General features: G+C 50.3%; 15 protein-coding genes. 6 read left to right on the top strand and 9 right to left on the bottom strand.

The features are described 5' to 3' along the window. The first annotated feature begins 132 nt into the window (after positions 1 to 132). Together Q2J34_RS09935 and Q2J34_RS07830 are read left to right on the top strand one after the other, a co-directional pair. Positions 133 to 369 carry a T9SS type A sorting domain-containing protein gene (locus Q2J34_RS09935; RefSeq protein ID WP_422764068.1) on the top strand — a complete coding sequence of 79 codons (237 nt, stop codon included), beginning with the start codon at positions 133 to 135 and terminating at the stop codon, positions 367 to 369. Positions 370 to 390: 21 nt separating this feature from the next. After that, positions 391 to 1,116, top strand: coding sequence for a hypothetical protein (locus Q2J34_RS07830; protein WP_300969832.1), 726 nt, complete (start codon positions 391 to 393; stop codon positions 1,114 to 1,116). 543 nt (positions 1,117 to 1,659) lie between these two features. Here the strand turns inward: Q2J34_RS07830 and Q2J34_RS07835 are convergent. Then, positions 1,660 to 1,959 (bottom strand): helix-turn-helix domain-containing protein, encoded by a 300-nt coding sequence (locus Q2J34_RS07835; RefSeq protein WP_273474289.1) that lies wholly within the window; start codon positions 1,957 to 1,959, stop codon positions 1,660 to 1,662. A gap of 5 nt (positions 1,960 to 1,964) precedes the next feature. After that, positions 1,965 to 2,243: a helix-turn-helix domain-containing protein gene (locus Q2J34_RS07840; RefSeq protein WP_300969835.1), complete on the bottom strand. Its 279-nt coding sequence runs from the start codon at positions 2,241 to 2,243 to the stop codon at positions 1,965 to 1,967. A gap of 442 nt (positions 2,244 to 2,685) precedes the next feature. On the opposite strand from Q2J34_RS07840, the gene Q2J34_RS07845 reads away from it, so the two are divergent. The 3 genes from Q2J34_RS07845 (at position 2,686) to mobV (ending at position 6,885) form a co-directional block, all read left to right on the top strand. Further along, on the top strand, positions 2,686 to 3,876 hold the full coding sequence (locus Q2J34_RS07845) for a VapE domain-containing protein (protein ID WP_300969837.1): 1,191 nt from the start codon (positions 2,686 to 2,688) through the stop codon (positions 3,874 to 3,876). Between the two features lie 473 nt (positions 3,877 to 4,349). Then, positions 4,350 to 5,294 carry a toprim domain-containing protein gene (locus Q2J34_RS07850; RefSeq protein ID WP_300969839.1) on the top strand — a complete coding sequence of 315 codons (945 nt, stop codon included), beginning with the start codon at positions 4,350 to 4,352 and terminating at the stop codon, positions 5,292 to 5,294. 334 nt (positions 5,295 to 5,628) lie between these two features. Beyond that, entirely contained in the window at positions 5,629 to 6,885 is a 1,257-nt protein-coding gene (gene mobV, locus Q2J34_RS07855) for a MobV family relaxase (protein ID WP_300969841.1), read from the top strand. A gap of 504 nt (positions 6,886 to 7,389) precedes the next feature. Here the strand turns inward: mobV and dprA are convergent. The 5 genes from dprA to gcvT form a co-directional block, all read right to left on the bottom strand. Next, positions 7,390 to 8,544 carry a DNA-processing protein DprA gene (gene dprA / locus Q2J34_RS07860; RefSeq protein WP_298887602.1) on the bottom strand — a complete coding sequence of 385 codons (1,155 nt, stop codon included), beginning with the start codon at positions 8,542 to 8,544 and terminating at the stop codon, positions 7,390 to 7,392. A 17-nt stretch (positions 8,545 to 8,561) separates the two neighbouring features. Beyond that, positions 8,562 to 12,263 carry a phosphoribosylformylglycinamidine synthase gene (purL, locus tag Q2J34_RS07865; RefSeq protein WP_298887600.1) on the bottom strand — a complete coding sequence of 1,234 codons (3,702 nt, stop codon included), beginning with the start codon at positions 12,261 to 12,263 and terminating at the stop codon, positions 8,562 to 8,564. Between the two features lie 73 nt (positions 12,264 to 12,336). Next, positions 12,337 to 13,059, bottom strand: coding sequence for a 2-phosphosulfolactate phosphatase (locus Q2J34_RS07870; protein ID WP_298887597.1), 723 nt, complete (start codon positions 13,057 to 13,059; stop codon positions 12,337 to 12,339). A 19-nt stretch (positions 13,060 to 13,078) separates the two neighbouring features. Next, the gene (locus Q2J34_RS07875) at positions 13,079 to 15,340 is read right to left on the bottom strand and encodes a DUF262 domain-containing protein (protein WP_298887594.1); all 2,262 of its coding nucleotides are present in this window, start codon (positions 15,338 to 15,340) and stop codon (positions 13,079 to 13,081) included. Between the two features lie 121 nt (positions 15,341 to 15,461). Continuing rightward, a complete protein-coding gene (gene gcvT, locus Q2J34_RS07880; protein ID WP_298887591.1) occupies positions 15,462 to 16,553 on the bottom strand; it encodes a glycine cleavage system aminomethyltransferase GcvT in 1,092 nt (363 codons plus the stop codon). An 862-nt stretch (positions 16,554 to 17,415) separates the two neighbouring features. Here gcvT and Q2J34_RS07885 point away from each other — a divergent pair. After that, positions 17,416 to 19,836 (top strand): TonB-dependent receptor, encoded by a 2,421-nt coding sequence (locus Q2J34_RS07885; protein ID WP_300969843.1) that lies wholly within the window; start codon positions 17,416 to 17,418, stop codon positions 19,834 to 19,836. Between the two features lie 264 nt (positions 19,837 to 20,100). Here Q2J34_RS07885 and Q2J34_RS07890 read toward each other — a convergent pair whose 3' ends face one another. Then, the gene (locus Q2J34_RS07890; RefSeq protein WP_300969845.1) at positions 20,101 to 20,829 is read right to left on the bottom strand and encodes a glycosyltransferase family 2 protein; all 729 of its coding nucleotides are present in this window, start codon (positions 20,827 to 20,829) and stop codon (positions 20,101 to 20,103) included. Then, entirely contained in the window at positions 20,826 to 22,079 is a 1,254-nt protein-coding gene (locus Q2J34_RS07895; protein WP_300969847.1) for a glycosyltransferase, read from the bottom strand. The genes Q2J34_RS07890 and Q2J34_RS07895 overlap by 4 nt, the downstream gene beginning before the upstream one ends. Between the last annotated feature and the right edge of the window lies 1 nt (position 22,080).

Below are 22,080 nucleotides of genomic sequence, written 5' to 3' on the forward strand. Positions count from 1 at the left end.
CTTCTGTTGCTCAACTCTGTACAGACAAGCTGTCGTGGCGTATCGCAAGGCGAGTATACTCGTCTAGATATGCATTGAAGAATCAGCAAGATAGTATCACTACCACAAAAAACTACTATTGAGGCATCGCCGATGAAGCTTTATCCTAACCCCACCGATGGAATACTCTCAATAGAGCTTACAGACGCTAGTCAAGACGGTGTAATAAAAATCACCTCAGCAGAAAGTGGCAAGACATATTACACCCTATCTACACAAGGTGAGAAAATATTGACGGCAGACCTTACTGGACTACCTAGCGGGGAGTACCTCCTCCATTACTACGATGGAACAGCTCTCATCGCTACACAAAAGATTCACAAGCTATAAACCAATCGAAATAATACTATTATGAAGTACTTCATCAATATGAGAAATGTCGTCTCTCTTATTGTACTTATGGCATTGGTGACGTCTTGCTGTAACTGCGGACTACCGACACCTCCTAAAAAACAAGATACTACAGAGGTCGTTCAGAAGAACACCTTCCAAGTAAAGTTCAGTGCCAGCCCAAACTCCTTCTCTGGTTACGGAGGTTATGGTAAGGTTCACGGCGTGCTACAAGAACTATCTCCAAGCGGAGAGCTACTCCATGAGACCCCCCTGAAGGACTCTGAGTTTACACTGCACTTTGAGAGGTATCCAACTGGGATAGGACCTCGTGAGTATGGACTTAATGAGTTTTTTGTCCGAGATGGTATAAATGCTGAGACGTTTAAGATTGAGGCCGAGGTCATCAGTGGCAAGGGCAAGGGCTGTAAGCAGACCATTCCCATAAAGCGTGGCGGGGAAAGATTCTCTTTTAGAGCTGAGCCAAATACGTTTACATCAAAGGGTGGATCAGGTAAGGTTCTAGGGACAGTGTACATTACAGACTTTGATGGTAACGTAATTGAGGAGCGTGATCTTGGAGATCCAAACTTTGGTCTCAATGTAATTGATAGCCATGAGGGTATTACGATTGATTATATCAATAAAACCTTCTCGATTGCTGAGGGTGGTTCAGCAACGTTTAAGTTACAGGCTGTTACAGTTGAGCGCAAATCTTATATTCTAGAGATAAAGCGTGAAGACTGATGCTCATAGAATCATTAAGGCGATAGCCTAGTAGAATTCTTTTGCTAACTAGAGAGGAGGGGGCTCTGAGAGCTTCTCTCCTCTTTTCTCTGAGTAGGTAAAACTACCTCCATATAGGGTACAGAAAAATCCGCATGACGTGCGAGTATCGGAAGTAAAATAAATGTGGTTCATCCGAGATTCTGTGTGATGACTTAACTTTGGACTAAGAAAGAAGCTGGCTCTATCTTTAGTACCTTTGAAAAAGTTAACCATTACCATTTCGGTACTATTATGACAGAAACCAGCTTCCTATATCACAATTTTGAAGTACACTAAGACTCGTGTGGGGGCGGATCTGTATCTGTATCCGCCCCTACGTAACGTAATTCGGTTATCTTCTTGAAGTCAACACTTAACATACCCCTTTTCACCTCACGACTTTAAGGTGCTTTTCTTGGCACACCCACTTTTGCTTTGTATGACGAGCCTGTCATACCGAAAGTAGGTCAGAAAACTTTCGTTTCCCGACCTACTCGATTAAATGTAAAAGGATCGTGGCGATTACAAGTTAACACGCTTCCTATAGTTCTCACTCAGTATTCTGTTGATGTCTGAGAGCCGATAGAGGATTTTCCCTGCAATTTGGGTGTAAGGGATAATGTTTTTATCCCGATAGTCTTGCAGGGTGCGAGGGGAAAGGAACAGTCTCTCGCAGACCTCCCTTCCTGTGAGGTAGATTTCACCTTCAAAAAGAGGACGATGAGTTTGAGCGATACTTCTGACTCGATTCGTCAAACCTTTAATGCCAGAGATGAGTTGCTTCATCTCTGGTGTTTCTTTATTGATCGTTTCGTACTCCATAGTCGTTAACCTTTACGAGTGTTAGAGTTAGCGAGGAGAGCTTCCACATCCTCTCGCATGTAATAGCACTTATGTCCGATTTGGATAAAGGGCAGTACGGACGAGTCCCGATAGTGCTGCAATGTTCGTTTACTGATGTTCAGTATTCGGCATACATCCCCGTTGTGCAATAAGTCAGGGAATTGGGCTGGTGGCGCAAAATGTTCATTGAAACTCTTTGTCAGCTCCTCGATGCACTCTTTCAGTTCCTCCCAAGCGGAGGTGTCAATGGCTGTAAATCTCATTTTGTTGTTGTGTTATTTGCGTTGTTATTACTTTCTGACGCAAAAGTAAGCAGGCTCTTTCACTATTTCTTCAAGCGCAGAGATAGCGGGATATACGAGGAAATATTAGGGAGAGTGGCTCTTGACCGCTATATGATTGTCCATACTTTATTCCATTGCGTCACTAGTTCAAGTAATCACTTCAATCCATCGAAGTAAAGCAACGCGATCCATAGCAAACGACACACTTTTCATTAGTGCTATTTGCACACTCATAGAGCCTCTTTTCCTCCAATCGGATTGTGAAAAGGGGCTTTTCGTTGTGTCGTGTCTGAGAAAAGCGATGCACTCTGATGCAAGAAAACCGTCCTTGTGTTTCTTGCGAAAAAACTCTTCTAACTTGGCTTTAGCTCTCGAAAAGGAGCTAATCATCAAAACAATGTAATACAAAGCAATCTGCACAATGAAGATAGAAGAAAAGGATAGCCCCTCCAAAAACGGCCAAATAGAAGCGTATCTTTCCGCTCAGTACGAGTTTCGGTACAACACCGTCTTGCACCGAGCCGAGTATCGTCCACAAGGCAAGGGCGATTACACCGCCGTAGACCGCTATCGTATCAACACCCTCAAGCGAGCCTTGGACAAGGAGGCCAACATACAGACCTCAACAGATAATCTGTACAGCATTATTGAGAGCGATTTCTCCCCACGTATCAATCCCGTGCAAGAATATTTCCGAGCCTTACCACTGACGAAAGGTAATGCGGAAGCCATCACAGCTCTTGCCGACTGCGTGCAAGTAACCAATTCTGAGAAGTGGGAGGAATACCTTACCAAGTGGCTAGTGGCCGTAGTAGCCAATGCTATGGACGACAAGCAGTGTCGCAATCACACCTGCCTTGTGCTGACAGGCGAGCAAGGCAAGTTCAAAACGACCTTTCTAGACCTACTCTGCCCACCAGCTCTATCCGACTACCGCTATACAGGAAAGATATATCCGCAGGAGAAAGATGTGCTGAGCCTTATCGGGCAAAACCTCATCATCAACATTGATGACCAACTCAAAGCTCTCAACAAGCGAGATGAAAACGAACTGAAGAACCTGATAACCTGTCCGCAGGTGAAGTACCGCATGCCTTACGAGAAGCACATTGAGGAGCGCCCCCACTTGGCAAGCTTCGTGGCTTCGGTCAATGGCAACGACTTCCTCACAGACCCTACAGGGAGCAGGCGTTTCCTCCCCTTTGAAGTATTGGCAATAGATATAGACCGTGCTAAAGCGATCCCGATGGATGCTGTTTACAGTGACGCTAAGCGACTACTGCATGAAGGCTTTCGCTATTGGTTCAATGATGAAGAGATTATTGAGTTGCATAGAAACAGCGAGGCTTTCCAAGTCTATACAGCAGAGATGGAGCTGTTACTCCGCTACTTCACATTTCCCTCGGAAGCTGAGATGGCTACGAAACGCTTCTATATGACCAATTCGGAGATTGTAGGGTATCTCTCCTGCTATACCCGACAACCCCTCTCTCCCAAACGGATGGGCGAAGCCCTGCGAAGGGCGGGCTATACGAGGGAGTGTCGCAGGATAAATGGCAATCCCGTATATGTCTATGCCGTCCGTAAGATTTACCCCGAGCAACCACCATAGCACTCTGTTGTTGCACTCCCTTTGTAATACCCCTTTCTCTTTTCTTTCCTATTCTCCTTACTACGTTACTACAACTAAGGATAATACAGTGAAAGAGAAAGGATTACAGAAGATATTCATCTTACGACATAGCTTACTACAATCCTTCTACGCTTCTACAGCTTAATAGAGGACAAGTGGTGTAGACAGATGGTGTAGTAGGATAAACCCCGACGAAGTGTTACACTTTTCTCTTTCACTGTCAATCACTTATCCTAGTGTAGAAAGGTAGTAAGATAAAAAGGGGAAAACTCCAAAAAGAGAAAATCAAGAAAACAGAACATGCCATGAAACAGCGAACAAAGAATACGAAGAAGCCGTGAACAAAGAATACGAAGAAGCCGTGAACAAAGAATACGAAGAAGCCGTGAACAATGAATACGAAGAAGCCGTGAACAATGAATACGAACAATCCAAATCCAAAGACAACAGCAATGAACAACGAATATTACGATCTACAACATCTTAAGGCAATACCAATAGCCGACTATCTGCATACTACCTATGGTGTCGAACCTGCCAAGCGGTACAATGGGTATGCTCTTTATCATGCACCCTACCGAGAAGACTTCAATGCTAGTATGAAGGTAGACTTTCGGGAGAACTTGTGGCACGACTACGGCTCAGGTCAAGGCGGAAGTATCATAGACCTTGTGATGCGTATGCAAGGGTGTAGTGCTTATGAAGCAATGAAACATCTTGCTGGAAAGCGAGAGACAATAGTTGCACCCTCTTCCTTTCATCGTGAAGATCACATAGAGCACAGAAGAGATGAGCCTAGAGCAAATAATAGAAGGCATATCCTCTCCATCAGCGATGAGTTGCCCTCACATCTGCAACGCTATCTTCGAGAGGTTCGCAAGATAGATCTTGCAGTGGCAAGTGGGTATCTCCGTCACATCCACTACGAGGTAGGTGGACGAGAATACTCCGCCATCGGATTTCCCAATCGTTCTGGTGGATATGAGCTTCGGGATGACAACGCATTCAAGGGAACTATTGCGCCAAAGGATATATCTGTGATTGCAGGACGAGAGGACAACGCCCCTCTCTGCATCTTTGAAGGCTTTATGGATTTCCTTTCCCTTCTTACGATAAATGGGAAAGAAACGGCTCCTTGCCTTGTATTGAACTCGGTCAGCAACATTTCACGAGCCATCGCCTATCTCCAAGAGCAAGACATTGACTCCGTTCGAGCGTTCCTCGATAATGACCCCGTAGGACGACAAGCACTCCTGACTATCCAATCATCAGATGTGACGGTAGAGGATATGAGCAGGCACTATGCCCGACACAAAGACCTCAACGAGTTTCTTGTAGCACAACGGGAAGCGCAGAAACAGAAAATAGTCCCTCGCAAAAGGGGGCTTAGACGATAACGCAAAAGAGAGAAATTTCAACAACGGAACCATCGGGTATTCAAAGAGACTAGAGCTGTAAATCGTATAGATGTGAGCCTTTGTTTCAAGAGTTATGGCACTCCCTCGGAGTTGCAAGTTTGCAGGGGCAAACTTAGAAACAAAGACTCAGTGCATTTAGAGAATGCAAGCACTTCAAAGGCAGGCTGCGGGACAGGGCGGAGCGGGCATTTGGAGAAATGCCATAGCTCATTAGGGCATTTTCTTCACGCTCCACTTCGTTACCGCTAAAAAAGCCCTCCTGAGCCAAGGGGAAGCAGCCCCTTTGGATACCCCCTAAAACTATATTCAACTTATGGGCTACGCAGTATTACACATAGACAAGGCTCGGGGCAACGACTCGGCAATGAGTGCCCACATCGAGCGAACATTCGTGCCGAACAATGTCGATGCCTCTCGCACGCACCTCAATCGAGACTTGGTGCAATTCCCCGCAAATGTCACCAACCGTACAGAAGCTATTGCACATCGCATAGCAACGGCTGGTATCTACCGAAAGGTTGCGGACAATCAAGTTAAAGCACTTCGTTTCATCCTCTCAGGATCACACGAAGATATGCTCCAACTTGAAAGCGATGGACGCTTAGAGGAGTGGTGCCATAGTACGATGCAGTGGCTTTATACCACCTTTGGTAAGGCAAACGTGGTGGCAGCCACACTCCATGCCGATGAAGAGACCCCGCACATACATGCGACAGTTGTCCCAATTGTCACGGGAGAAAGGAGAAAAGCCAAACAGGAAGCTGAGAATGGCAAGCGTAAGTACAAGACAAAGACAAACAAGATAAGGCTCTGTGCTGATGATCTGCTTACACCCAAGAAGCTCGAGGAGTATCAAACCTCCTACGCAGAGCAAATGCGACCATTTGGGCTGAGTAGAGGGGTACAAGGATCTGAAGCAAAGCATCGTACTAATATGGAGTATTACAAAGAGCTTCTCAAAGAGACCAAGCAGAAACAACTTGAGGAGGAAGAACTAATTCAAAAGGTCAGAGAGTTGGAAAAGCAGGCGGGCAAGCTCCGAGTAAAGGGTACGCTCTACTCGCTATTTGGCAACTCCGAGCTTGACAAGGCGGAACAGCGCATCGAAGAGTTGGAGCAAGAAGTCAAACGGCAACAACATCTTTCGGAAAAGGAGAAAGCCGAAATCCGCAAGGAGGTCATACTTCTTCAGGACACCATTAGAGATAAGGACAAGACTATATCTGAACAACACCGAGAAATCAAGGTGTACGAGGAGGAGCGGAGTTTTATCAAACGCTTCTTCCACAGCTTCTACCTCTTACTCAATATCCGTCTGATGCTCCGCAAAATGGGCTTTGATGATGATACGGTGGTCAAGATGCACAAAGATCGAGAGACAGTCCGTGGTACGGCTACAGCATATTCGGGAATGTACAAACGAAACTTCACGGAGGAAAATGCGGAGCTACGCATTATAACCAACGAGAAGCGTCAGCCTATTCTTACCATCAATGGACTATCTGTTTCAGATTGGTGCGAACAGAAATGGAAACAGTTTGTCAATCGTAATCGCTTGCAACGACTGTAGAGATAAGACATCTCCTTCCCCTTTCATTGTAATGTTTGGACTCCGACTAAACTTTTAAGAAGAAAATCACGCAAGAACGCTCACTTTCTCCCACGAATCACTATCTTTGCAAGTGATAATAGTGAGCGTTCTTTGGCTATCCAAAACGATGTACTTCAAAGCACTCCGCTCATTTCTAAATCGTTACCTGTCCGTGTCACCCCAAACGGTAACCTCTTATTTCTCAGCTAGATAGTCCGAAACCAAAAAATGCGGAGGAACTTTTTAGTTCCAAGGGAGGAACTCTTCGTTTCCAACGGTGGAAAGAAAAGTTTCCAGCCTTGGAAAACTTCTTTTCCTCCGTTGGAAATTTAATTTTCCAAGGCTGGAATGTTTTTGGAAAGTTGACAAAACGGTCGGCACCTCACGGCTGTCTCGGGTCTGTGGCATGACAAATAACGATGCGTCTCGGCAAGAGGGCTAGTTCTTACCGAGACGCATCGCTGTCTGTGAGGGGACGTGTGGCTAGATCTGTAGCTTGTAGCGCCCGTCGGGCTGGAGCGAGACGGCACCTTCGCTCTCAAGGAGGAAGAGTCGGAAGCTCACTTCGTCTACGCCCATGAGCGTCTGGTCACAGATAGTATCGATCGAGAGGCCATCGCCACTCTCTACGATCAGATCGAGGAGAGGACGTGTCTCAGGCTCTAGGCGAGCTCGCAGAGCATTGAGCTTGCTCTCGTGAGACATGGAGCCGACGGCACTGCGCGCCTCATGGTCGGGCTTCTTCCACTCGAGGTCTTCGCAGAGGTGAGTGGCTGAGGTGATGAGCTTGGCGATATTGTTGTAGATAAGGTTGTTGCACCCTTCGTTCTCGCGATCTGAGGGGCGACCCGGGAGGGCGTAGACGGAGCGGTCGTAGTCGAAGGCTTGGTGCGCTGTGATGAGCGAACCGCCACGCTCGGCAGACTGACCGACGAGGGTTGCCTGCGTGAGCCCCGCCACGATACGATTGCGCAAGACGAACTGATGTCGCTGGGGCTTGACACCCGCTGGGTACTCGGAGAGTAGAGCGCCACCGTGGGATACGATGCTACGAGCGAGGTTGCGGTGATTGCTCGGATAGATCATGTGAAGCCCGTGAGCCAGCACGGCTACGGTGGGCAAGCCCGCCTGCAGAGCCGCCTTGTGTGCGACAGCGTCTAGTCCAAGTGCCAGACCGCTGACGATGGTCACGCTGTCGGTCACGTTGGGCAGGTGGCTGATGATCGCCTGTAGATCCTCGACACCATGCTGCGAAGGCTTGCGCGTGCCGACGACACTGAGCGTCTGCTCCGCATGAAGTGGTGCTAGGTCACCTAGATAAAAGAGTATCAGTGGCGCATCGGCACACTGGAGGAGTAGAGGAGGGTAGTCGGCATCGTAGATGCTGACCATTCGTATGCCTAGATCGGCCGTGCGCTGTAGCTGCGCTTGCGTTTCCTCGAGCTTAGCCCGATCCCGTAGGAGCGGGTAGAGATGCGTGTAGACGTGGCCGTTGAGCCTTGCTAGAGCTTGTGGATCAGCCCATAGTGCTGTGGCTGATCCGGCAAACTCTATCAGATGGCGAGCGAGCTGTAGCGATACGCCCTTGAGCTGCGTCAAGGCGTAGATACAGAGATGCTCACGGCTTATCTCAGGCATTGGCTAGACGGAGTGGATTACTGCTTAGCGAGCCACTCGTAGCCGTTGCGGAAGAACTGTATCCACGGAGAGACCTGATCCTCCTGACGACGCTCTTCGGGGTAGAAGCCACACTGCCAGGTGAGCGTAGCACGCTCTGGGTGAGGCATCATAGCTAGGTGACGGCCATCGCTACTGCAAAGCGCTGCGATACCGCGCTCAGAGCCATTAGGATTGCCTGGGTAGGTATCGTAATGGTAGCGCGCTGCTATCTGCTCATCGGGTATCGTGGGGCAGACGAAGCGTCCCTCGCCGTGAGCCACCCAGACACCGAGCTGACAGCCCTCGAGACCTTGTGTCAAGATAGCACCTGTGTCGGCGATATCTACGGTTAGGAAGTTGGACTCAAACTTGTGCGAAGCGTTGTGCTCCAGCTTGAAGAGGCTTTCGCCCTGAGCATCCTTGCCGAGGAGCCCGAGCTGAGCCATGAGCTGACAGCCGTTGCAGATGCCGAGTGAGAGTGTGTCGGGGCGAGCGTAGAAAGCTTCGATAGCCTTGCGAGCTCGCTCATTGTAAAGGATACCCGCAGCCCAGCCCTTGGCAGAGCCTAAGACATCGGAGTGCGAGAAGCCACCACAGTAGACGAGCATGCGAACGTCGGATAGGTCGGTGCGGCCCTCGATGAGGTCGGTCAGATGGATATCCACCACGTCAAAGCCTGCGAGGTGCAGTGCGTAAGCCATCTCACGCTCACCATTGGTTCCGTTGTCACGTAGTATAGCAGCCTTGATGCCTGATGCCTTCGTGCGATGAGGCTCTAGACCAAGACCCGCATAGGTGCCAGCGAAAGCGTGCGGGAAGCGCCACTGTACGGGCTGCTTGCCCAGGCTCTCGTAGCGACTTGCTGCTAGAGCTTCGCCACTCTGGAAGCAGTCTAGCAGGTAAGACTTGTTTGCCCAGCACTTGCGTGCAGCATCGATGTCGATCTCGTACGTCTTGCCCTCTTGATGAATCATCAGCAGGCGAGACTCCGTAGGTGCACCGAGGTCGGCATAAGCGATCTCGTACTCCTCGAGGATACGCTTTGCCTGCTCTGCCTTAGAAACCTGTAGGATGACGCCCGGGTTCTCACTGTAGAGTGCCGTGACGAGGTCCACATGGGAGAGTTCATCGAGGCTGATCTCAGCACCTCCATGTGTATTGGCGAAGCACATCTCCAAGAGCGTTGTGACCATACCGCCCGCCGAGATGTCGTGACCAGCTAGGACTAAGCCCTTGTGGATTAACTCCTGAACGGCCTCAAAGGCGGTGGCGAAGTAGTCGGTGTCACCGACCGTGGGGAAGCTGTCGCCGAGCTGTCCCAATGCTTGTGCCAAAGCTGAGCCACCGAGTGCCATCGGAGCAAAGCTAAAGTCGATGTAGAGCAGACGGCTCTGCTTAGCAGCCTTGAGCTCAGGCGTCACGATGCCCCTGACGTTGCTCACGGGAGCTGCTGCGGTGATGATCAGTGTGCCTGGACTCATCACCTGCTTTCCGTCGGGATACTTCTGCGTCATGGAGAGCGAGTCTTTGCCCGTCGGGATATTGATCCCTAGATCTATGGCAAACTCACTACAAGCCTGCACCGCCTGATAGAGACGTGCGTCCTCGCCCTTGTTGCGACAAGGCCACATCCAGTTAGCGCTGAGCGAGATGCCACGTATGCCACCCTCGATGGGGGCAAAGACAATGTTCGTCAGAGCCTCTGCGATAGCCATCCGAGAGCCATCCCCAGCATCGATGAGTGCCACCTGAGGCGCATGTCCTACGGCAGTAGCCATACCGCTCTTGCCGTCGTAGTCTAGTGCCATAGCACCAAGATCGGAGAGCGGTAGCTGGAGCGCACCAACGCACTGCTGCTGTGCCACACGACCCGTCACGGAGCGGTCCACTTTGTTGGTCAACCAATCCTTAGAGGCGACCGCTTCGAGGGTCAGGACTTTGTCTAGATATTCGCGCCACAGCTCTTTGTCATAGCTGACTGGGGCAAACTGATGAGCGACTGTCTCGTCCTCCATAACTGTCTTGGGCGACTGCCCCAGCAGGTCGGACACGGCTAGGTCGATGGCAGCGCGTCCCTCCCGCTCTGTGCTAAAGAGGAGGCGCTCATCGTCGGTCGTCTCGCCTACCTTATATATAGGACTGCCCTCACGCCGTGCTATCTGCTCCATCTGCGCGTATTCGCGCTCCTGGATGAGCAGACCGACACGCTCTTGGCTCTCATTGCCGATGATCTCTCTAGCGGAGAGCGTCGGGTCGCCTACGGGTAGTGCGTCAATGTCGATGCGTCCTCCGGTCTCCTCGATGAGCTCGGTGAGACAGTTCAGGTGTCCGCCAGCACCATGGTCGTGGATGCTCACGATCGGGTTGTTGCCCTGCTCGCTGATGGCGCGGACCACGTTGAGAACACGCTTCTGCATCTCAGGATTGGCACGCTGTACCGCATTAAGCTCGATACCGCTACTGTACTCGCCCGTAGCGACAGAGCTGACGGCACCGCCGCCCATACCGATGCGGTAGTTGTCACCACCGAGTAGCACGACCGTCTCGCCAGGCTGTGGTGTCTCCTTCTTGGCATCTTCTTGGGGAGCGTAGCCCATACCGCCCGCTAGCATGATCACCTTATCGTAGCCGTAGAGCGTGCTGTCGGCACCCTCCTGATGCTCGAAGGTCAGTAGCGAACCATTGATCAAGGGCTGTCCAAACTTATTGCCAAAGTCACTAGCTCCGTCGCTCGCTTTCGTCAGGATCTCTTGCGGAGACTGGTAAAGCCACGGACGTGGGTCTAGCTTAGCGGGGCTAAGCTTCTGATCCTTCTCGAGGCGTGGGTAGGAAGTGATGTAGACGGCACTACCTGAGAGTGGTAGCGATCCCTTGCCGCCGCACATACGGTCGCGGATCTCACCGCCTGAGCCAGTAGCTGCTCCGTTGAAGGGCTCGACCGTCGTGGGGAAGTTGTGCGTCTCAGCCTTTAGTGCTAAGACCGTATTGCGCTCCCGTAGTGTAAAGGGAGAGGGCTCCGTCGCGCTCGTTGGCGCAAACTGCCAGACGCGGGGACCCTTGACAAAAGCCACATTGTCCTTGTAAGCCGAGACGATGCCGTTGGGGTTCTCCTTGGAGGTTTGCTTGATCATCGCAAAGAGCGAATCGTTTTGTCGCAAACCGTCGATGATGAAGGTACCGTTGAAGATCTTGTGGCGGCAGTGCTCCGAATTGACCTGTGAGAAGCCGAAGACCTCAGAGTCAGTCAGCGGACGACCGATGCGTGCCGAGACGCCCTGTAGGTAAGCTATCTCCTCCTCGCTTAGGGCTAGTCCCTCCTCCTCGTTGTACGCCTCGAGGTCCGTGATCTCACGGATCGGCTGTGGCTCAGCGGTCATGGCGAAGCTCTCCTGACCTAGCCCCTTGTAGATCGCTTGGAGCATTGGGTCGTAGTGTGGTTTCGCTTCGTGAGTACGTGTGAGCTGCTCGATACGATCGATGCCAGCGATGCGCATGTTTTGCGTTATCTCCACAGCGTTGGTACTCCATGGAGTCACCTGCGTAGGACGAGGGCCCACAAAGGTTCCCTCGAGGTGAGACTCGGGAGCCAGCTGCGCTCCGCCGAAGAGCCAAGAGAGACGCTCGCAGGTCTCCTCGCTGAGAGCTGAGGTGTGTGAGACGGCATAAATCGTATCACCAAGGACAAAGTAACTAATCATAGCGGGTTGTGTATAATGGGTCTGAAACTACTTACGTTGCAAATGTACGGAAATTAGCGTTGAGGGCAGCGGTTTAGACATATAGTTGCCCAGCATCGTTGAGCGTGGGAATGTGTGTCGAACTGTCTTGCTCGAGGCAGTGACGTAAGCTATCGGGATAGCCACGCTGTATCAGACGTTGGTTGTGATCGCAACTGTAGAGATAGTCGTAGAGATGCGCTCGGTGCTCGCGGTAAAGCTCTAGTGCCGTGCGGCTACTGTCGGTGAGTCGGTAGGTTGCGCCCAGCTCCTCTAGCTTGTCTAGGAGCGCAGCACCGTAGAGCGTGTCTTCGATGCAGAAGCTGTTTTGCCAACCAGAAGCGAGTACCGTCACGGCACGCCCCGAAGCTTGGCAGTGGCGCGCCACGGCGGTGAGATTGCTAAAAGCACCTACGATGATCTCCGCTGCGCCTGCCTCCCGAGCTGCGTGAATGGCTTGGGTGCCGTTGGTCGTCGTGAAGACGATGCTACGTCCGCCGATCCGCTCAGCAGTAAACTCGGAGGGGTCGTTGCCTAGGTCAGCCCACGGGCAACGCATCGCATTGCGCTCGGCAGCTACCACATAGCCCTTACCGAGAAAGCTCTCCGCCTCATCGGTCGTTGCCACGGGTATGATCTCCTTAGCGCCATGGTCAAAGGCTGCCACCATCGAGGTGCCAGCACGCAGTATGTCCACCACGACCACCACGCTGTCCTCCTGATGGTAGTAAGGGTAGAGCGCCGGGCACGGACAAATATCAAAAGTTAGGTGTGCCATATATACAGGTGGTGTTTACTTATTCTTCCTCTTCTTCGATTGTTATGCTGGACTTTGTCGTCCTTCTAATCTCAACAACAACATCTTTACGATCCATTCCTAGTAATAACATGGTTTTAGACATGCGATCCAATATCATATTGATAGTTGCGTCACAATGTACGAAGAGCTCTTCAGGCTTAATATCTGAAAGTTGAGTACAGAATTTATCTTCAAGGTTTTTGTATCGTGTCTGGTAGTTTGGCTGCTTTAATAATAGTTGGCTAAACCTACTCCAGTTCACGATAGAGTCCTTTCGACTAAAGACTTCTTGTTGATTAAGTATGAGTTCTTCCAACGCAGCTGGCTCTTGATATTTGAAGTACTTGACAAACTGGAGCAATGTTCCAGACCAGTTCTTGACCTCGTACGTTTGCTGATATACCCTAAGCTGCTTGGGCTTAGTTCCTTTTGCCCACTCTAAACTGCCATCAAACGGATATATAACACTTTCTGTCTTTTGATCTGAATCATCTTTCCAATTATTGGTCTGCTTGTATTCATCGGGTAGCGAGAAGGTGTCTAGGAAGAGACTAATCATACGATCTTGATGGTCGAGGATGCTTTCTTCACGCCATTGCTCATACTGACAGATGTTATGGCTGTATCCTATGTTCGAGGTAGCCAATCGTGCCTTCTTGTCAGCAAAAGATTTATTGCCCATTTCACCATTGAACTCAGTAAGTATCAGGTTGCCGATGTTGTGCAAGTAGTGCTGGTGTATCTCCTCAGCCTTCTCCTCGCCCAACTCGGAGCGCCACACTTCGTTGAGAGTCTGTGGCATAATGTGCTCGATAGTGACAAGTGGATCGTGAAAATCTACGGAAACTTTAGCCTGATGTTTCTCCATTTTACCTAGGATGAACTTACTATAGCTACTCACATCTTTGTAGAAAGCTAGTCGCTCTAAAGTCTCTCGAACTTCTTTATCGTTTGGTAAGCGTAATCTATAAAAGAGATTGGATAGAATCTTTATCAGTGAAGTCTCTCCGCTTGCTATTGCTGGAAGATAAGAGGTCAGTGTAGGGATGTTCTTATTCTCTGCTTGCGTTAATTTAACTACACGCCTACGTATCAGATAGGTGCGAATGGACTCTAGAGACTCTATAAGTAAGGTGTCGCAGATTGTCGTATTAGGGTTCGAAGACTGTCGCATATGAAGCAACTCTAGCACAAAAGGCTTAAAAGCTTCACTCGATATGTCGTGAAATATATTGTGTAGGAGTTCCTTAATGGTTTGATCATCCTCCTTGTTAGGAGACACGGGAGTGTAGTATTTAGGCTCTACAATGTTTAAGTAACAAGGAACGTAAGACTCTATATCTCTGATGAAATCTTTCTTGCTATCAAATGTACGCTCAACGAATTCTTTGAACTGATAGTACAGCTCTTTGGTGTTGTTGTCACTGACTACTTTATAGGATTTCTTGTTTTTGCACTGGAGGTAGTCGCGAAAGAATCTAGATGTGTACTCCTCTCCTACTTCTCCCAGTAGCTGCTCTATCTTAGGTTGCCACACCTCATCATAAATTGTTGTTTGCTGATCACTAGGCATTCCTAGTAATATATAGTTGCGGATCAGGTCCGATAGGGAGAGGGGCTTGCCGAGCGAATTAAGCGTCTCAAAGATGACTTGTGGATCTTCACCTTTGTATGGCTCTTCTGACAGCTCTATTATGGCTACATTTATTCGTTGAAGAGCAGTTATGAAGTGTTCCGCAGTTATGTCTTCGCTTTCCAGTTGTTTCTTTAGTAGTCTTATGAATAAGTTATACGCATCTGTTATTTTCCCGGGGACTGGTTTTCCCCCCATAACCAATGCTCCGTAAGCATCCCAGTCTGAAGTTACCTGCTTGAGTTTGATTTTGTCCTTGAACGTAGACTTCTCGTTAATGAGTAATGTGTTAGTGATATTTTGTTTTTCTTCTTGGTCTGTAGAGAGGTCTCGTAATGCAATGCAAAAGATCAAAGTAGTGGTCAGACGCTGCTGTCCGTCGATGATTACTTGTCGCTTAGCAAATGAACCTTGTCCTTCCCACTTGTATACTAAGGTCCCAAAGAAATGCTGCTGCTTATCTGTTTGCATCGGATCCTGTTCAGAGTGAACTAGTCTCATGACATCATCAAAGAAGCGATTTATTTGTTCTTTGCCCCACGAGTATGCTCTCTGATACGGAGGAATAAAAAATGACGTGTTATTAAGGCTTAGAGCTTCAAAGATTGATGAATTAGAAGTTTTCATAGGATGGAGTATCTGTTTGAGAAAGGTAGGTTGTATTGTCAAAGCCCTCCACGAGTGAGGCAGAGATGCTCAGTGGAGGGCTTTGCTTAGCGTGCTGCTTGTAGCTTAGCGCAGCGTGTGATTACTTGCGAAAGGGGGGCTTGACCACCTTAGCCTCAAGGTTGCGCTTGCGGACGGAGATGTAGATCTTGCTGTCTATCTTGCTGTACTCCGTAGAGACGTAGCCCATACCGATGCCCACCTTGAGTGCGGGAGACATGGTACCAGAGGTGACGACACCGATCTTCTCGCCAGCCTCGTTGACGATGTCGTAGTGCTGACGGGGGATGCCCTTGTCGACCATTTCGAAAGCGACGAGCTTGCGTGTCAAGCCCTTAGCCTTCTGCTTGAGCAGTGCTTCACGACCTACGAGGTCGGGCTTATTGTCTGTGAGCTTGGTGATCCAGCCTAGGCCACTCTCTAGTGACGTGTGCTGATCATCGATATCGTTGCCGTAGAGGCAGAAACCAGCCTCTAGACGGAGCGTATCACGCGCACCCAGACCAGCAGGCATGATGCCCTCGGGCTTACCAGCCTCAAAGATAGCGTCCCAGATCTTGTCTGCATACTGAGGGAAGAAGTAGAGCTCGAAGCCTCCGCAACCCGTGTAGCCTGTGTTAGAGATGATCACGTTGGGGCAGTCTGCGAAGGTGCCCACCTTAAAGTGGTAGTAGGGGATGTCGAGCAGGTTGATGTCCGTCAGACGCTGTAGTACTTGTGTAGCCTTGGGGCCCTGTACGGCTAGCTGTCCGATCTTTGCGGAGCCGTCCTCTAGGTCAGCGCCCATATCGTTTTGCTTGAGGCACCACGCCCAGTCCTTGACGACGTTAGCAGCGTTGGGGACGAGCATGTACTTGTTCTCTTCGTAGCGGTATACGAGGAAGTCGTCTAGTAGTGTACCCTGCTCCGTTGTGAAGCAGCTGTACTGTATCTGCCCCACCTCCAGCTTGGAGGCATCGTTGCTAGATACTTTCTGTAGGAATTCGAGAGCCTTCGGTCCCTTGACCCAAAACTCTCCCATGTGTGACACGTCAAAGACACCGACGCCGTTGATCACATTCATGTGTTCCTCAAGGATCCCCGTAGGGTACTCGATAGGCATATTGTAGCCTGCGAAGTCGTGCATCTTAGCACCCAGTGCTATGTGACGCTCTGTAAATGGAGTAGTCTTCATAATGGTATGATGTTATAGATTGATCTGTATTAAATAAGTGAGCTCAGCTCATTTGCTCCCCAAAGATAGTGAAAAAAGGGAATATCGCCCTCTCCTCACTGCTGACTCACCAGGGCTGACGCATTATATACAATGAACTCATCTGCCTCTCTATTCCTCGCTTGTCGCTCATGTGCAGCTCCTGACAGAACGATTATAACGCCTCACAGCCCTGCCTGGGCAAATTCAACGCTGGCTCGTTACGATAATTTAGAGTCGAATACATATCAAAACGGCGCTGTGTCGGGGAAAAGTGATTTCCACGTGGATATTTCGAAATCTCCAGGTGGAGAATAAAAAATTCTTCGGAGGAATGAAATGAAACTTCGGAGGAATGAAATGAAACTTCGGAAGAAATGATTCGCGCCCACGTGGGGAATAAAAAATATCCACGTGGAGATTTGAGATTTCCCACGTGGATATTCGAGAAAGGAGAGAATCGGACGAATTTCCCCGTAAAGATATGTAAATGGAGATAGAGGTTAGAGTTTAGAAGTTAGAAATTAGAGATCCGATCACTCTGATAGCTCCGATGGTTCCGATAGCTAACAGCCAATAGCTAACAGCCAATCCATGGGTGATACATTATATATAATGAGCGCATCTATGCCTCGCTTGTCGCTAATGGGTTGCTTCTGAAAAGAGGATTATAATGCGTCAGCCCTGAAGTCCATATAGCGAAATGTATATGCAACGATGATCTGTGTCATGCTTTTTGTGCAATGAAGACCTTTAGGATAGAAACGGCCGAAGTGTATGTGTCACACATCGTTAACATCTTTGGAGTACCTTTGCGAGTGAAATCAATCATCTCAAAGTTCGTATGCGACATCTCACTAAGCTCGTCTTTCTTATCATTACCCTTGCATTTACCGCTTATCTAAATGCTCGGTTAAATGCTCAGGAACCCTTTACACAAGAGGTACGCGGAGAGGTCATTTCCGCACTCCCTGACGATACGATCGTTGGAGCTTCGATCGTAGTAGTAGGTAGTGATCCACTCGTAGGGACAACGACAGGCTCAGATCAGAAGTTTTCTCTACGGTTACCTGTAGGTCGTTGCTCCTTGCAGATTAGTTGTATAGGCTATGAGTCTCAGGAGGTAGACCTCCTCGTTGTAGCGGGCAAGCAGAGTGTGCTGCATATAGCCTTGACACCGTCAGATACCAAGCTTGATGCTGTGGTTGTGACTGCTCCGTATGACAAGAGTACTCCTACGAATAGGTTTAGCCTAGCTGGAGCGCGTAGCTTTAGCGTTGATGAGGCGTATCGCTTTGCCGCTTCCCTGGGCGACCCTGCTCGTATGGTGCGTAGCTTCGCTGGTATTATGCCTGTCAACGACTCTCGCAACGATATCATCATACGAGGTAATTCACCCGCTGGGGTGCAGTGGATCCTAGATGGTATCGAGATTAGCAATCCCAATCACTTCAATACAGGTGTCGGTATGACTGGAGGTCAGGTGAGCTATCTCAATACTAATCTGCTGACCAACTCCGACTTTCACTTGAGTGCTTGGCCAGCCCCTTATGGCAATGCGCTCTCGGGCATCTTTGACTTGCGTCTACGTCGTGGCAATCTTGAGCGACATGAGTTCTGGCTACAGTCAGGCTTTGGTGGACTAGAGCTAGGTGCTGAGGGGTACCTGCGCAAGGGGAGTCAATCGTCTTACCTTGCTTCTTATCGCTACTCTGTCCCTGACATCATGCATGCTCTAGGCTTTAAGATGCCAGTGGTGCCACGCTATCAAGACTTCACGACGAAGCTCCACTTTGACCTAGGGTATGGGCATAAGCTCTCTTTCGTTGGACTGTTTAGCAAGAGTCATATAGGTTTTGCCACAAACGAGCTGGGAGACAACTTTGAATATGCCGACTACGACTTTAGTAAGCTTTCCTTCGCACAGCGCATAGCAATCAATTCGACAACTTACATTGCAGGGCTGACACATAGCGTACAGTTTTCTTCTCGCATGTCACTCAGTACGCAGCTCTCCTTCGTACGATCTGATACTGGTATGCCTGTTGATACGATGAACCTCCAAGGGGACAAGCAGAATCCTCAGTGGCATGTCATGTGGTCGGAGTCCGCACAGGAGAATAAGTGGTCGCTTCACTCAGATCTTACATGGCATCCCAGTAGGGAGGGGCTGCTCGTGGCGGGTGTCAGAGGTGATCTCTTTGATGCGTACTATATGGAGCAGACGGCTGATAGTACCTTCGCTCAAGGCGTGCGAACGATTGCTGAGGAGAGTCCGCTCTATGGCTTAATACGTGCTTATGGACAGTATCGTCATCGCCTAGGAGACTACTGGACAGCCACATTGGGGTTACATAGTATGTACCTTACGATCAATGATCACTATGCTGTCGAGCCTCGTATGGGCTTGCAGTATCAGCCAGCTCGCTCTCACACCATCGGTCTTGCTGCGGGACTATATAGTCAGATGCTCCCACGCTCCTTTTACTTCATACGTCACTATGCACCGCAGGGTATCGAGTATCGCAATAAGCGGGTTGATTTCACACGTAGTGCGCAGGTGGATCTCTACTACGACTGGGCTTTTGCGCCCAACTGGCATGCTAAGATAGAGGGATACTATCAGGAGCTGTACAGAGTGCCAGTGGTCAATGACCCGAACTCTATATGGACGCTCCTAGAGATAGGTGGCGCTGGACAAAACTACATAGAGCGTCAGAGCGATCTAGTCAATAAGGGGCGTGGTAGAAACTATGGTGTAGAGCTTACGGTGGAGAAGTTTTATAGCAACAACTACTACATGCTCTTTAACGCGTCACTCTACAGCTCGACCTATACGACAGGATTTCAGAAAGAGTGGTGGAGTACAGTCTTTGATGGCCGGTATCTTGTCAATATGACGGGTGGATATGAGTGGAAGTTGCCGAAGCACTGGGCGCTTTTTACCGATCTTAAGGCCTCCTATGCGGGGGGCATCCGCTACACACCGATACGAGAAGATCTATATAAGCAGAGCGGTCGCATAGAGCTTGACAAGACACAGGTCAATGCTCTTCAAGCTAAGGATTACCTCCGAGCAGATTTAAAGATAGGCGCTCGCCAGATAGGTCAGCGCATCACCCAGGAGTGGGCAGTGGACCTGCAGAATGTGACGAATCGTAAGAATGTCATGTCTATCCTCTTCGACAATGGGGAGTACTCGACGATGTACACGCAGGGCTTTATGCCGATGGTTACTTACAAGCTCTTTTTCTCTGTGAAATAACGAGGAGAGGCCGTCAGCCTTGCGTATTTCCCACGTGGATATTCGAGAAAGAAGAGAATCGGACGAATTTCCCCGTAAAGATATGTAAATGGAGACTAGAGGTTAGAAGTTAGAGGTTAGAAGTTAGAAGTTAGACGTTAGAGATTAGAGGGCAGGGGTGACACATTATATATAATGAGTCAACCCTGACGTCTCTTGCGTCATGGTCATAAGTTGCAAATAGTTTGCTCTGCAATTGTGACAACAAGGGCTATGAAGTCACTCTTATCGCTGACGACAAAAGAGGAAGCTGACGTGCCGTGTCAGGGCGGTGAACCAACCGTACCGCCTAGCCATGATGCGAAGCCGCTCGAGGAGCGAGGCGCGGTGATTGCGTGTGGTGACCCCCTCGTTGAGGTAGTTGACGAGATAGTCGTCGATGCGGTACTGGCTCTGGATGGCGTCGATGATCTTGATGCACCAGTCGTAGTCTGCCGAGTAGCGATAGCGCAGATCGTAGAGCGGAGCGAGCTTGCGTCGTGGTATGAAGGCTTGGTGGCAGATGAGCATACCATTGGCAAAGGCGCGCTGCGTCAACCGATGGGGCGGGCGCAACCGACGAGGATGTAGGTCCTGGTAGGTTCCGTTTACAATCATCGTGTCGCCATAGAGGAGGTCGGGCTGGTGCGTCTCAAGAGCAGCGCAGACGGTGCGGACCGTGTCGGGCGTGCGGAGCGTATCGCCCGCATTGAGGTACCAGATGTAGGTGCCGGTGGCATGACGCAACCCTTTATTCATCGCATCGTATAGCCCATGATCGGGCTCGGAGTAGACGGTAGCACGAGGGTAGAGTGTCTGGACGAGCGAGAGCGTCTTGTCTTGGGAATCTCCGTCTATGACGAGGTACTCAAAGCTTTGGTCACTTTGCTCGGCAAGGCTACGCAGCGTGGGCGCAATGGTTGCCTCCGCATTGTAGCAGATGGTGATGATGGTTAGTAGGGGCGTGGTGGTCATGAGTTTGCTCGCTGGGTGACATCTATTAACTGGGCGTAAAGCTGGGCGTACTGCTGGGCAATGGCTGTCGGGGCAAAGCGCAGTGCGGAGGCTCGGCACGCTTCGGGCTGATAAGCTGTGGCTTCGGTGAAGTGCTGCCAGAGAGCGGTCGCCATCTCTTGCGGTTTGTCGTGCGCCACGAGGGCGCCATTGACTCCATCGAGGACTATATCAGCGGGACCTCCTGAATCTCTAGCGATGACAGGCGTACCGCAGGCGAGTGACTCTAGGAGTGTCTGGCCAAAGCTCTCGCGCTCGCTAGTTGAGATGAGGACGGAGCTCTCAGCGTAAAGGGAGCGTAGTCGCTCCGCGTCGGAGATACTGCCCAGATGCTGTACGGGGATGGGGATCTGCTTGAGGAGTGTGCGGTCGGATAGGGCGCCGACGAGTGTGAGCTGCATTTGCGCTCTCTGCTCGCCTGCCAGATCGGCGAGTTGTCGCATGGCTTCGGTTAGGTAGCTCCACCCTTTGATCGGGTCGTCGACACGCGTCGCTACGAAGAGAATCTGATAAGGTCCTTGCTCGTTGGTGGTTCGGCTTCCTTGGCTCTGTGCCTGCTGATAGTACTGGGCGGAGAGGACATTGCCGATGGTGCTGATGCCTAGGCGAGGTACGATGGAGGAGCGTGACACCTCATTGGCAAGGCTACTGGAGACGGTGACCCAGTGAATAGGGTAGTGCGTCATTAGTTCGGCTTTGCGCTGCTGTACTCGTCGGTCTAGTCGGCGCAGGGGGGCTGACAGTTCACCAGGCTTAGTCGCCATCTGCTCGATGCCTTGCGCCCACCAGTAGTCATGGAGCGTGATGACGACGGGTAGCCCGAGCTTGCAGAGCTCCTCGAGGGTGCGGAGCGAGAGGAAGGCGTGCTGCGTCCAGTGCAGATGGATGAGATCCACCTTTGCGAGGTAAGGGCGCAGGGCACGCATAGAGATGCCGAGTCGGCCTAGAGAGGTTTTGAAAGTTTGCTCACGATTGAAGCCATTGAGCAGAGCAACAAGGGCGCGCTCGCTCCAGAGCTTACATTGCCAAGCTCGGTAAAGCCTCCGATCATTGCCAAGGGCGTGCACCCCAGCTAGGGTCTCCAAGTTCGGAGCCATGAGCAGTAGCTCAGCGTCTAAGCCGTAGTTTCGCTCAGCCTCTAGCAGTCGTAGCGCTGCGACGCCCGCACCGCTATTAGCCCCATAAGTGCTGAGGTGTAGGACCCTTGTCACA

This window comes from Porphyromonas vaginalis (assembly GCF_958301595.1).
GTDB classification, from domain to species: Bacteria; Bacteroidota; Bacteroidia; order Bacteroidales; family Porphyromonadaceae; genus Porphyromonas; species Porphyromonas vaginalis.

Excerpts from the sequence above, each read along its gene's own strand:
- Q2J34_RS09935 (WP_422764068.1), top strand. The coding sequence starts at position 133 with ATGAAGCTTTATCCTAACCCCACCGATGGAATACTCTCAATAGAGCTT.
- Q2J34_RS07830 (WP_300969832.1), top strand. The coding sequence starts at position 391 with ATGAAGTACTTCATCAATATGAGAAATGTCGTCTCTCTTATTGTACTT.
- Q2J34_RS07835 (WP_273474289.1), bottom strand. The coding sequence starts at position 1,959 with ATGGAGTACGAAACGATCAATAAAGAAACACCAGAGATGAAGCAACTC.
- Q2J34_RS07840 (WP_300969835.1), bottom strand. The coding sequence starts at position 2,243 with ATGAGATTTACAGCCATTGACACCTCCGCTTGGGAGGAACTGAAAGAG.
- Q2J34_RS07845 (WP_300969837.1), top strand. The coding sequence starts at position 2,686 with ATGAAGATAGAAGAAAAGGATAGCCCCTCCAAAAACGGCCAAATAGAA.
- Q2J34_RS07850 (WP_300969839.1), top strand. The coding sequence starts at position 4,350 with ATGAACAACGAATATTACGATCTACAACATCTTAAGGCAATACCAATA.
- mobV (WP_300969841.1), top strand. The coding sequence starts at position 5,629 with ATGGGCTACGCAGTATTACACATAGACAAGGCTCGGGGCAACGACTCG.
- dprA (WP_298887602.1), bottom strand. The coding sequence starts at position 8,544 with ATGCCTGAGATAAGCCGTGAGCATCTCTGTATCTACGCCTTGACGCAG.
- purL (WP_298887600.1), bottom strand. The coding sequence starts at position 12,263 with ATGATTAGTTACTTTGTCCTTGGTGATACGATTTATGCCGTCTCACAC.
- Q2J34_RS07870 (WP_298887597.1), bottom strand. The coding sequence starts at position 13,059 with ATGGCACACCTAACTTTTGATATTTGTCCGTGCCCGGCGCTCTACCCT.
- Q2J34_RS07875 (WP_298887594.1), bottom strand. The coding sequence starts at position 15,340 with ATGAAAACTTCTAATTCATCAATCTTTGAAGCTCTAAGCCTTAATAAC.
- gcvT (WP_298887591.1), bottom strand. The coding sequence starts at position 16,553 with ATGAAGACTACTCCATTTACAGAGCGTCACATAGCACTGGGTGCTAAG.
- Q2J34_RS07885 (WP_300969843.1), top strand. The coding sequence starts at position 17,416 with ATGCGACATCTCACTAAGCTCGTCTTTCTTATCATTACCCTTGCATTT.
- Q2J34_RS07890 (WP_300969845.1), bottom strand. The coding sequence starts at position 20,829 with ATGACCACCACGCCCCTACTAACCATCATCACCATCTGCTACAATGCG.